This is a genomic window from Pseudomonas sp. JBR1 (genome assembly GCF_028198185.1).
GTDB lineage: Bacteria > Pseudomonadota > Gammaproteobacteria > Pseudomonadales > Pseudomonadaceae > Chryseomonas > Chryseomonas oryzihabitans_E.
Window position 1 is genome coordinate 4,935,050 of the sequence record NZ_CP116340.1, and the last position, 10,791, is coordinate 4,945,840.

General features: G+C 65.4%; 9 protein-coding genes. 3 read left to right on the top strand and 6 right to left on the bottom strand.

Annotated elements, in window-relative coordinates:
- Positions 1–297: 297 nt before the first annotated feature.
- The 4 genes from trmA to PJ259_RS22755 form a co-directional block, all read right to left on the bottom strand.
- Positions 298–1,386 (bottom strand): tRNA (uridine(54)-C5)-methyltransferase TrmA, encoded by a 1,089-nt coding sequence (gene trmA / locus PJ259_RS22740; RefSeq protein ID WP_271654271.1) that lies wholly within the window; start codon positions 1,384–1,386, stop codon positions 298–300.
- A 61-nt stretch (positions 1,387–1,447) separates the two neighbouring features.
- On the bottom strand, positions 1,448–2,743 hold the full coding sequence (locus PJ259_RS22745) for an NCS2 family permease (protein ID WP_059314123.1): 1,296 nt from the start codon (positions 2,741–2,743) through the stop codon (positions 1,448–1,450).
- A gap of 205 nt (positions 2,744–2,948) precedes the next feature.
- Positions 2,949–4,262 carry a methyl-accepting chemotaxis protein gene (locus tag PJ259_RS22750; RefSeq protein ID WP_271654272.1) on the bottom strand — a complete coding sequence of 438 codons (1,314 nt, stop codon included), beginning with the start codon at positions 4,260–4,262 and terminating at the stop codon, positions 2,949–2,951.
- Positions 4,263–4,480: 218 nt separating this feature from the next.
- Complete coding sequence (locus PJ259_RS22755; protein ID WP_271654273.1) at positions 4,481–5,869, bottom strand: MFS transporter; 1,389 nt, start codon at positions 5,867–5,869, stop codon at positions 4,481–4,483.
- Between the two features lie 250 nt (positions 5,870–6,119).
- Between PJ259_RS22755 and PJ259_RS22760 the strand changes: the two genes are divergently transcribed.
- The 3 genes from PJ259_RS22760 (at position 6,120) to PJ259_RS22770 (ending at position 8,531) form a co-directional block, all read left to right on the top strand.
- Positions 6,120–6,524 (top strand): RcnB family protein, encoded by a 405-nt coding sequence (locus PJ259_RS22760; RefSeq protein WP_059314126.1) that lies wholly within the window; start codon positions 6,120–6,122, stop codon positions 6,522–6,524.
- 88 nt (positions 6,525–6,612) lie between these two features.
- The gene (locus PJ259_RS22765; RefSeq protein ID WP_271654274.1) at positions 6,613–6,915 is read left to right on the top strand and encodes a putative quinol monooxygenase; all 303 of its coding nucleotides are present in this window, start codon (positions 6,613–6,615) and stop codon (positions 6,913–6,915) included.
- A 62-nt stretch (positions 6,916–6,977) separates the two neighbouring features.
- Positions 6,978–8,531 carry an alkaline phosphatase D family protein gene (locus PJ259_RS22770; protein WP_271654275.1) on the top strand — a complete coding sequence of 518 codons (1,554 nt, stop codon included), beginning with the start codon at positions 6,978–6,980 and terminating at the stop codon, positions 8,529–8,531.
- 178 nt (positions 8,532–8,709) lie between these two features.
- On the opposite strand, the gene PJ259_RS22775 is transcribed toward PJ259_RS22770, so the two are convergent.
- Both PJ259_RS22775 and PJ259_RS22780 read right to left on the bottom strand, forming a co-directional pair.
- Positions 8,710–10,062, bottom strand: coding sequence for a GntP family permease (locus PJ259_RS22775; protein ID WP_059314129.1), 1,353 nt, complete (start codon positions 10,060–10,062; stop codon positions 8,710–8,712).
- Positions 10,063–10,123: 61 nt separating this feature from the next.
- The gene (locus PJ259_RS22780; RefSeq protein WP_059314130.1) at positions 10,124–10,657 is read right to left on the bottom strand and encodes a gluconokinase; all 534 of its coding nucleotides are present in this window, start codon (positions 10,655–10,657) and stop codon (positions 10,124–10,126) included.
- Positions 10,658–10,791 lie beyond the last annotated feature (134 nt).

Sequence of the window (10,791 nt, forward strand, 5' to 3'; positions counted from 1 at the left end):
CTCAGCATGCGTTCTTTAGCGCTAATTGTCGCCACGTTGAGCCTTTGAAACTTCCCTCTCCCCAGCCTTCTCCCTAAGGAAGAAGGGGCTTCCAGAGCCATCGCTGCGTTTTCGTAGGTTGGGTTGAGCATAGCGAAGCCCAACACTGCTCGGACCTATTGGGCTTCGACGATGGAGCCGTCTCAGCCCAACCTACGGGGTAGCGGTTCCCTCACCCCAACCCTCTCCCTGATGGAGAGGGGGCGCTTGGACCCAGCGTAGGGTGGAAAACGGCGCAGCCTTTTCCACGTGGGTGCCTCAACGCCGCTCCAGCAGCACCCCACTCTCCATATGGTGCGTCCAGGGGAACTGGTCGAACAGGGCGCAGCGGGTGATGCGGTGGGTGTCGTGCAACTGGGCGATGTTCTCGGCCAGGGTTTCCGGGTTGCAGGAGATGTAGAGGATGCGCTCGAAGCGGCGGGTCAGTTCGCAGGTGTCCCGGTCCATGCCAGCGCGGGGCGGGTCGACGAAGACGGTGCCGAACTGGTAGCTCTTGAGATCCACGCCGGCCAGGCGGCGGAAGGGCCGGACCTCGTTGAGCGCCTGGGTCAGTTCCTCGGCGGAGAGGCGAACCAGGGCGATATTGTCCACGCCATTGCTGGCCAGGTTGTGCAGCGCGGCGTTGACCGAGGTCTTGCTCACCTCGGTGGCCAGCACCCGGCGCACCCGGCTGGCCAGCGGCAGGGTGAAGTTGCCGTTGCCGCAATAGAGCTCCAGCAAATCGTCGTCACGCTCGCCCAAGGCGGTATGGGCCCAGGTGAGCATCTTCTGATTGACCGTGCCATTGGGCTGGGTGAAGCCGCCCTCAGGTTGCAGATAGCGGTAGGTCTTCCCGGCCACCTCCAGTTCTTCGATCACATGATCGCGACCGATCACCAGGCGCTGGCCGCGGGAACGACCGATCAGGCTGACGCCGAGGTCGGCGGCCAGGCGCTCGGCGGCAGCCTGCCAGGCGGCGTCCAGGGGGCGGTGGTAGGCCAGGGTGATCAGTGCATCGCCGCTTAGGGTAGTGAGGAATTCCACCTGGAACAGCTTGAACGACAGGGCTACGTCCGCCTGCCAACCGGCCTTGAGGCGTGGCATCAGGTCATTGATGCGCTGGCTGGCGATGGGAAAGTCTTCGATGAAGATCGGCGTGTGCTTGTCGCCCGGGGCGAACATGGCGTAGTGGCGTTCTTCGCTCTCCCGCCATAGGCGGAATTCGGCGCGCAGGCGGTAGTGCTGCAGCGGCGAGGCGAAGACCTCCGGTTCGGGAGCCTGGAAGGGCGCCAGCAGCTCGCGCAGGCGGGTGGCCTTGGCGTCGAGTTGGACCTGGTAGTCGGCGGGGACGAAGGAGGGCTGGGACATGGGCGAATCCGGAGAGGCGATGAGGCGGGGAACCTCGGGGCCGAAGCCCCGAGGGGAGGGGTCAGGCGTTGAACCAGCCCAGCTTGATGACGAACAGGATCGACAGGATGATCAGCGCCGAATTCAGCTCGCGGGTGCGGCCGGACAGCAGCTTGATGGCGGTCCAGGCGATGAAGCCGAAGGCGATGCCGTTGGCGATCGAGTAGGTCAGCGGCATGGCCAGGGCAGTGACCAGTACCGGGGCGGCGGTGGTCAGGTCTTCCCAGTCGATTTCGGCCAGGCCGGAGGTCATCAGCACGGCGATGAAGAACAGCGCCGGTGCGGTGGCGAAGGCCGGCACGCTGCCCGCCAGGGGGGCGAAGAACAGCGCCAGCAGGAACAGGACCGCGACCACCACGGCGGTGAGGCCGGTGCGGCCACCGGCGGAGACACCCGCGGCGGACTCGATGTAGCTGGTGGTGGTGGAGGTACCCAGCAGCGAGCCGAACATGGCGGCGGAGCTGTCGGCGATCAGGGCGCGGCCCATCTTTGGCAGGTGGCCGTCCTTGCCCATCAGGCCGGCGCGCTTGGCCACGCCGATCAGGGTGCCGGAGTTGTCGAACAGGTCGACGAACAGGAAGGCGAAGATCACGCTGACCAGGCCGATGTCCAGGGCGCCCTTGATGTCCAGCTGCAGGAAGGTCGGCGCCAGCGACGGCGGCATGGACACCACGCCGCCGAAGGGGGTGACGCCCATGGCGATGGCGATGGCGGTGACCGCCAGGATGCCGATCAGCACCGCGCCGGTGATGCGACGGGCTTCCAGGGCGATGATCAGGAAGAAGCCGAGCACGGCAAGGATGGGGCCGGGCTTGGCCAGATCGCCGAGACCCACCAGGGTGGCCGGGTTATCGACCACGATGCCGGCGTTCTGCAGGGCGATCAGCGCCAGGAACAGGCCGATACCGGCGGCGATGCCGGAGCGCAGGGCCAGGGGGATGTTGTTGATGATCCACTCGCGGATGCGAAAGATCGACAGCAGGAAGAACATCAGCGCCGAGAGAAACACCGCGCCCAGCGCCGCCTGCCAGGTGTGCCCCATGTGCAGCACCACGGTGTAGGTGAAGAAGGCGTTGAGGCCCATGCCTGGGGCGAGGGCGATGGGGTAGTTGGCGATCAGCCCCATGATCGCCGAGCCGATGGCCGCGGCCAGGCAGGTGGCGACGAAGACCGCGCCCTTGTCCATGCCGGTCGCGCCGAGAATGCTCGGGTTGACGAACAGGATGTAGGCCATGGCCAGGAAGGTGGTGACTCCCGCCAGCAGTTCGGTGCGGACAGAGGTGTTGTGGGCCTTGAGTTGGAAGAGTCGTTCCAGCATGGGATGCCTCGTGCGCGCCGGTCTGATCGGAAAAACGGCGCGCATGATAGCAGGTCGGACGACGACCGTAGCCTGGCGTGACCACACCAGGATCAGATCCGTTCGCTTGACCGCCAGCGGAGCCGGATTCGCGTTGAAGCCTCCAGCATAGGCTGCCCTGGGCGCGGAATCACGACCACCCTGGTGGGTGGCCGTAACCCGTCGATCAGCGCTTGATCATGTCGGCCGCGTGCTGGGTGGCCTCGGCGGTCCGGGTGGCCAGCTTGCGTACCTCGTCGGCGACCACCGCGAAGCCACGGCCGGCCTCGCCAGCGCGGGCCGCCTCGATGGCGGCGTTGAGCGCGAGCAGGTTGGTCTGCGCGGCGATGCCCTGAATGGAGGACACGATCTCGGTCAGCTTGAACAGGTTTTCCTCCATCGACTGATGCTGGGCCTGCTGCTGCTCGCGGAGCGCTTCCTGCTCGTAGCTGGCATGGATGTCGGTCAGGGCGCCTACCACCCGCACGGGCATGCCGTTGGCGGTACGACGTGTCTGGCCACGGGCCCTGAACCAGCGGTATTCGCCGTTCTTGAGCTTGAGCCGGTAGGTGATGTCGAACGGCGTCTGGCCGCTGCGATCATTGAGGTGGGCGCCAAAGGCATCGATGCTGCGCTGCTTGTCTTCGGGGTGCAGGCGCGAGGCCCAGCTGTCCAGGACGTCCGGAAATTCTTCCACGGTCTCGAAGCCCAGCAGGCGGCGGAATTGCGGTGACCACCAGAAGGGGTTCTTGGGATTGACTGGATCGCCAGCGATCACCGCCATGTCCCAGATGCCGTCGTTGAGCATTTCCCGCGACAGATCGAAGCGGGTCAGGGTGACGTCGAGCTCTTCATCCTTCATGCGCTGGTCATGGATGTCGCGCAGCGAGCCTGCCACCCGTAGTGGTGTGCCCTGGCCATCGCGCAGGGTTTCGCCACTGGCGCGAAACCAGCGGTACTCGCCGCTCTTGGTGGCGACCCGGTACTCGACGTCGTAGGGCGTACGGCCACTGCGGTCGTTGAGGTGCCGGGCGAAGGCATCCAGCGTCGGCTGGCTGTCCTCGGGATGCAGGCGGCTGGCCCAGCTGCCCAATTCGTTGGGAAAGTCAGACTCATTGCGAAAGCCCAGCAGGGCACGGAACTGATCCGACCACCAGAAGGCATTGCGCGGGTTGACCGGATCGCCGGCCACCACTTCCATGTCCCAGAGCCCTTCGCTGGACGCCCGGTTGACCAGATCGAAGCGCGTCTTCAGCAACTGCACCTCGGCCTCGCGGTTTGCCAGTCGGGCGGTCAGGTCCTGGATATCCTGTTGCAGCTCCTGCATCTGGACTTGCTGATCCTGCTGCTGCTTGAGCAGAGGCTGCAGGGCCTGGCCCAATTCGCGAATCGCTGCAGGCCCTTGAAGCAGTTCTGGTCCGATCGCCTGTTGCGGGGCGTTGATCGCCGTGATGGCTGCGCGGATGCCGCGCAGAACTGCAGAGTGCTGAAGTAGCGACATGCGAGAAAGCTCCTGGAAGACGGATGATTAGTACGCTTTTTGTTAGCGCAGTGTCAGAGGTTATCGGCCGGCTTCGCTTGTGCTTTATAGCGTGCTAGAGGGATTTCTTGCGTAGAGGTGGCGATGAGGGGCAAGAGGGGCGACTAGCGATCCTGCAGCCAGGCGGGGCGAGCCGCCGTGGACGAGGAGGGCAGGCTGCCTGCTCCCGGCAGGTGCTGTCAGGGGAGGCGATGGCCGCTTACCGCGTCGCCCGCATCTCGCGCCAGGCGAAAGCTGTCCAGGGTACTCAGCACGCCCAGTACGGCGATGGCAATGAAAGCCAGGCGGAAGTCCAGAAGCTGCGGATCCAGGTGGCCGTGCCACTCCATCGAGGCGCGCAGCAGCAGGGCGGCGATGGCCACACCCAGTCCCATGGCCAGTTGGAAGTTGGTACTGAAGAGGGTCGAGGCATGGCTCAGCCGAGCCTTGGGGATGTCGGCGAAGGCCAGGGCATTGCTGGCGGTGAACTGCAGCGAGCGGAACACCCCGCTGGCGAATAGCAGGAGCAGCACCAGCGGCAGGGGCCAGGCCGGGGTGAGCAGGCCGCAAGCCAGCAGGCTCAGGGCGCTGAGCAGGCCGTTGACGGTGAGGATGCGGCGCAGGCCAAAGCGGCGCATGGCAGCGGTGGTGAAGGGCTTGGCCGCCAGGTTGCCGGCAAACAGCGCCAGCAGGAGCAACCCGGACTTGAAAGCATCCAGGCCGAAGGACAGCTGGAACATCAGCGGCAGGAGGAAGGGTGCCGTGGCGATGGAGACGCGGAACAGTCCGCCGCCGAGGATGGACGCCCGGTAGGTGGGAATGCGCAGGGTGCTGAAATCGATCAGCGGCCGTTCCAGCCGGGCCATATGACGCACGGCCTTGACGCCGAGGATCAGCCCGACTCCCATCCAGGCCAGGTTGCTACCCAGGCTGCCCTGGTTCTGGCCGAGTCGCTCCACGCCCCACATGAAGGCCACGCAGGCGCCACCCAGCAGCAGGAAGCCGCGCCAGTCCAGCGGATGCCGCTGGGTGGGAATGTCGGCCGGTACCAGGCGCCAGGCCAGCAGCAGGGCGATCAGCCCCAGCGGCAGATTGAGATAGAAGATCCAGCGCCAGTCGGCATAGGTGGTGATGAGGCCACCCAGCGGCGGGCCCAGAACCGGTGCCACCAGGCCCGGCCAGGTGATGAGGGCGATGGCGCGTACCAGTTCGTGCTTTTCGGTCACCTGCAGCACCGCCAGCCGGCCCACCGGCACCATCAAGGCGCCCCCGATGCCTTGGAGGATGCGTGCGGCGATGAACTGTTCCAGGGACAGCGCCATGCCACAGAGCAGCGAGGCCAGGGTGAAGACGCCAATCGCCAAGGTAAAGACGGGGCGTGGCCCGAAACGCTCGGCGATCCAGCCGCTCACGGGGATGCCCACGGCGATGGCCAGCAGATAGGCGCTGATGCCCAGGTTGAGATCCACCGGATCGCGCCCGAAAGACGCCGCCATCTGGGGCAGGGCCGTGGCGATCACGGTGGCATCGAGGTTTTCCATGAAAAAGGTGAAGCTCACCAGGCAGGCGAGCAGCTTCCAGCGTTCCATGAGTCTTGGTCCCTGGCCTAAGACGGGGGGCTACTCTGCCTGACGCGGCGCGAAGTCCGCCAGTCCAAGGGCCGTGCATGACAGTCAGGAATTGGCCGCCGTCATCCGGGGCAGCCTGCTGACGGCGAGAGAAGACAGTCGTCCTCGCTACGAGGACCGCTGGCCCGGCTGACGCGAAGCGCTGCAAGGGATCGTGGAGCTTTTCCGGCAGCCCGGGGGTCCAACCTTCGAATGCAAAGGAGATACACCCATGATCAAGCAATCGCTGCTCTCTCTGGCACTGGGTACCGTCGTCCTCGCCGGTGCCCTGCAGGCACAGGCCGCTCCTGAATCCATGACCCCGGTGAAGCCCGCCGCCGACAAGGAAGCCTCGGAGCCGACCAACTCGCAGTATCAGAACAAGGTCAACAAGAAAGAGGCCAATCAGAGCGATGAGGCCATTACTCACGATCCCGATCATCCTACCTTTGAGCTCGAGGAAGGCGGTCGGGCGCCGCGCAAGTACATCCGCGACGAGTACGTGATCAAGGACTGGAAGAAGCACGGCCTGGAACAGCCGGGCGAAGACAGCCAGTGGGTCAAGATCGGTTCCGACTATGTGATGATCAAGCGCAGCAATGCCGTGATCGACAAGATCGTCAAAGCCAAGCAGTAAATCACAGTGCCAGGGGTCGAGCAGTCGGCCCCTGTGGCATTCAGGATGCCAAGGCCTCATGCTGAAACGCCTTTCTGGAGTTTCGAGCATGACTCACGAAATCCGTGTCGTCGCCATCCTGCACGCTCAACCTGGCCAGGCCCAGGCAGTCGAACGCGCCTTGCAGGCCATCGTCGCCCCCTCCCGCGCCGAAGCCGCCTGCCACTTCTATACCCCCCATCGTGATCCCAGCCATGAAGGCCGCTATGTCTTCATCGAGCGTTGGGCCAGTCGTGAAGCCCTGGCCGAGCATGAAGAGACCGCACACTTCAAGCAGCTGCTCGCCGATCTCGACGGTCTGCTCAGCGAACCGCCCCAGGTCATGATCCTCGAAGAATTGCCCCTGGCCTGAGCCAACCGACATCGAGTTGTCACCTGTCTGAGCCACCCTGGCCTCTTTTCGCGGAGGCCTGGATGAACACCTCTCGACGTCAAGCGCTCGGTCTGCTGGGTTTGGGCCTGAGCGCTCCCTGGTTTGCCGGTTGCAGTGCCCGCGAGCCGCAGCCGGATCCTTTTACCCTGGGCGTCGCCAGTGGCGATCCGACCCCCGAAGGTTTCGTCATCTGGACCCGGCTGGCGCCCGATCCGCTGGCCGTGGATGGCCTGGGAGGTCTGCGCGGCCCGGTCGAGGTTCAGTGGGAGATAGCCCTGGACCCAGGATTGCGCCAGCTGGTGCAACGGGGTACGGCCATGGCGCTGCCGCAAACCGCCTTCAGCCTGCCGATCACCCTGGCCGGCCTGGCGCCGGGGCGCCCCTACTGGTACCGCTTCACCGCGCTGGGGCACCAGAGTCGTACGGGGCGGGCCACCACGCTGCCGCCGTCCGCGAGCGCGCTGCAACGCCTGAAACTGGTGGCCGCATCCTGTTCCCACTACGAGAAGGGCTTTTTCAGCGCCTATCGGCACATGGCCGACGAACAGCCGGATCTGGTGCTGTTTCTTGGCGACTATTTCTATGAGTCCAATGTGTCGCCGCAGCTTCCGGCGGTGCGCCGGCACGGCCTGCCGGAAGCCCGGGACCTGGCCGGCTACCGACGGCGCCACGCCCTGTATCGTACCGATCCTGACCTGCAATACCTCCATGCCAACGTCACCTGTCTGATGACCTGGGACGACCACGAGGTGCAGAACGACTATTCCGGACCCTGGTCGGCCGACCCCAGGGTGAGCCAGGCGGCCTTTGCCGTGCGGCGCCAGGCGGCCTACCAGGCCTTCTACGAGCATGCCCCGCTACGGGCCTGGCGGACCCGTGGGGCGGCGCTGCGTCTCTATGACCGTTGGCGCTTCGGCGACCTGGCCGAGATCCATCTGCTCGATGGTCGCCAGTACCGTAGCGAGCCAGCCTGTGCAACGCTCCAGACCCGGGGCGGCCATCTGGTGGCACCGAACTGCCCCGGCTTGCGCGATGCCGCGCGCAGCATGCTGGGTCAGGCACAGGAAGGCTGGCTGCTGGATGGCTTTCGCCATAACGCCACCCGCTGGAACCTGATCGCCCAGGATCTGCTGATGACACCCCTGCGCCAGCGTTTTCCAGACGGCGATCCGGCGCGCTGGACCGATGGCTGGGACGGTTATCCGGCTACCCGCGAGCGGCTTCTCGCGGCCATGGCCGACAGTCGCCTGGCCAATCCGGTGACCCTGGGCGGCGACATCCATTCGTTCTGGGTGACGGACCTGCACCGCGAGCCGGAGAACGAGCGGAGCCCGGTGGTGGCCAGCGAATTTGTCGGCACCTCCATCACCTCGGATGGACCGGATTACCGGCGCTTCCAGGCGTTGTTGCCGGAGAACCCCCAGGTGCGCTTCTTCGACAGTCGACAGCGCGGCTATCTGGCCCTGGAGCTGACGCGGGAACGGTTGCAGGTGGACCTGCGCACCATCAGTGACCGAACCCGTCCGGATGCCGAGCGCAGCACCCGGGCGAGTTTCGTGGTGGAAGCGGGGCGGCCAGGGGCCGTCCCTGCCTGAGAGCCTGCTCCAAAGCTGCTGCGCGTCGGCCAATCTGCGTTGAAAATGGCTTCGGAATGCTCATTTACCCTACTTAAACTCGCGCGCGAGCCCGGTCCGCTTCCTCAGCTATTTTCGCGGGGCCGCCTAGGCCTTGCTTGGCTCTAGCTCGCTAGCCTTGGAACAGGCTCTGCGGGGTTCAGACGAACAGCGACAGCAGCATGATGAAGGCCAGGGCCACCACCGAGAGGATGGTCTCCATCATCGACCAGGTCTTGAAGGTCTCGGCCACGGTCATGTTGAAGTACTGCTTCACCAGCCAGAAGCCAGCGTCGTTGACGTGGGAGAGGATCACCGAACCGGCGCCAGCGGCCAGCACCAGCAGTTCCTTGTTCACGCCGGGGATCAGGGCCACCACGGGGGCGACGATGCCGGCGCCAGTGATGGTCGCCACGGTGGCGGAGCCGGTGGCCACGCGGATCACCGCCGCCACTAGCCAGGTCAGCAGGATGGGCGAGATCTGGGTTTGCACCGCCAGGTTGCCGATCACTTCACCGACGCCGCTGGCCACCAGCATCTGCTTGAAGCCACCGCCCGCGCCAACGATCAGCACGATGGCCGCTACCGGGGCCAGACTCTGGTCCAGCAGCTTGACGATCTTCTCGCGGGAGAAGCCGCAGGCGGTGCCGAAGCTGTAGAAGCTCAGCAGCAGGGCGGCGAGCAGGGCGGTGATGGGGTGGCCGATGAAGTCCATCCAGACGCGGAAGTGATTGTCGGCAGCGAAGAAGATGTCGGCGAAGGCCTTGAGCAGCATCAGGATCACCGGCAGCAGCACGGTGAAGACGGTGATGCCGAAGCCCGGCAGGTTACGGTTGTCGGTCTCCTGGGCAATCTGGGCGACCAGCTCGGGATTGGCCGAGCCAGGGATGCGCTTGGAGATCCAGGCACCAAAGATGGGGCCGGCGATCATGGCGGTGGGCAGGCCGACCAGCAGGCCGTAGAAGATGGTCTTGCCGATGTCGGCGCCGAACACCCCGACCGCCAGCAGCGGACCCGGGTGCGGCGGTACCAGGCCGTGCACGGCGGAGAGACCGGCCAGCAGCGGGATGCCCAGCTTGACCAGCGACAGCCCGGTGCGGCGGGCGACGATGAACACCAGGGGCGCCAGCAGCACGAAGCCGATCTCGAAGAACAGCGGAATGCCCACCAGGAAGGCGGCGAACATCATCGCCCAGTGCACGCGCTTGATGCCAAAGGCGCGGATCAGCGTCTGGGCGATCTGGTCGGCGCCGCCGGAGTCGGCCATCAGCTTGCCGAGCATGGTGCCCAGACCGAGCAGGATGCCAACGAAGCCGAGCACGCCGCCGAAGCCGTCTTGGAAGGATTTCATGACCTTTTCCACCGGCATGCCGGAGGTCAGCCCGAGAAAGCCGGAGGCAATGGTCAGGGCGATGAAGGGATGGACCTTGAACTTGGTGATCAGGAGCACCAGGCCAATGATGGTGACCAGGGCGTCGAGCAGAAGGAAGCTGTTGTGGTCCATGCCGAACATGGCGCCTCTCCTATTGTTGTTGTGGGCGTTGGGGGTGGTTGAAGTGGGTAGCGCTGTCTCGTCAGGCCGGCTGGGCCAGGCGAGTCGAGGTGTTCCACCAGGCCGATACCTGGGTACCGATGGCGGGCAGGGTGTCGCGTGCATCCACTACCAGCGTAGCCGGTTCACCGTGGGGTGCTTCCAGGGCGGCGAACTGGCTGTCGATCAGGCTGGCGGGCATGAAGTGTCCCGGGCGATTGGCGACGCGCTGGGCAGCGGTCTCGCGGGTCAGTTCGAGAAAGACGAAGCCCAGGCCGGGTACCGCCTGGCGCAGCTGGTCGCGATAGCGGCGCTTGAGTGCGGAGCAGGTAAGTACCGGGCGTTCGCCCGCGGCCACGGCGGCGGCCAGTTCTTCGCCCAGGCGAGTCAGCCAGCCGGCGCGGTCGTTGTCGTCGAGGGGGATGCCAGCGCTCATCTTGGCGATGTTGGCCGGTGGGTGAAAGGCGTCGCCTTCGATCAGGCGGCCCTCGTCCTGCTCGGCGATGGCTGCGCCGACGCTGCTCTTGCCGCAGCCTGCGACGCCCATGACCACCAGCGCGGGAATGGGAGTGTTCATCGTCACCTCCGGTCTGGAGACAGCGCTACCCCGAAAAATGAAAAGGTAGCGGCTTCCAGTTCTTGTCGATCTTGTTGGGCCGAATGCCGACGTGCTCCGGCAGGGCACATCAGGCTTGTAGTGTCTGCTGAGAC

Excerpts from the sequence above, each read along its gene's own strand:
- trmA (WP_271654271.1), bottom strand. The coding sequence starts at position 1,386 with ATGTCCCAGCCCTCCTTCGTCCCCGCCGACTACCAGGTCCAACTCGAC.
- PJ259_RS22745 (WP_059314123.1), bottom strand. The coding sequence starts at position 2,743 with ATGCTGGAACGACTCTTCCAACTCAAGGCCCACAACACCTCTGTCCGC.
- PJ259_RS22750 (WP_271654272.1), bottom strand. The coding sequence starts at position 4,262 with ATGTCGCTACTTCAGCACTCTGCAGTTCTGCGCGGCATCCGCGCAGCC.
- PJ259_RS22755 (WP_271654273.1), bottom strand. The coding sequence starts at position 5,869 with ATGGAACGCTGGAAGCTGCTCGCCTGCCTGGTGAGCTTCACCTTTTTC.
- PJ259_RS22760 (WP_059314126.1), top strand. The coding sequence starts at position 6,120 with ATGATCAAGCAATCGCTGCTCTCTCTGGCACTGGGTACCGTCGTCCTC.
- PJ259_RS22765 (WP_271654274.1), top strand. The coding sequence starts at position 6,613 with ATGACTCACGAAATCCGTGTCGTCGCCATCCTGCACGCTCAACCTGGC.
- PJ259_RS22770 (WP_271654275.1), top strand. The coding sequence starts at position 6,978 with ATGAACACCTCTCGACGTCAAGCGCTCGGTCTGCTGGGTTTGGGCCTG.
- PJ259_RS22775 (WP_059314129.1), bottom strand. The coding sequence starts at position 10,062 with ATGTTCGGCATGGACCACAACAGCTTCCTTCTGCTCGACGCCCTGGTC.
- PJ259_RS22780 (WP_059314130.1), bottom strand. The coding sequence starts at position 10,657 with ATGAACACTCCCATTCCCGCGCTGGTGGTCATGGGCGTCGCAGGCTGC.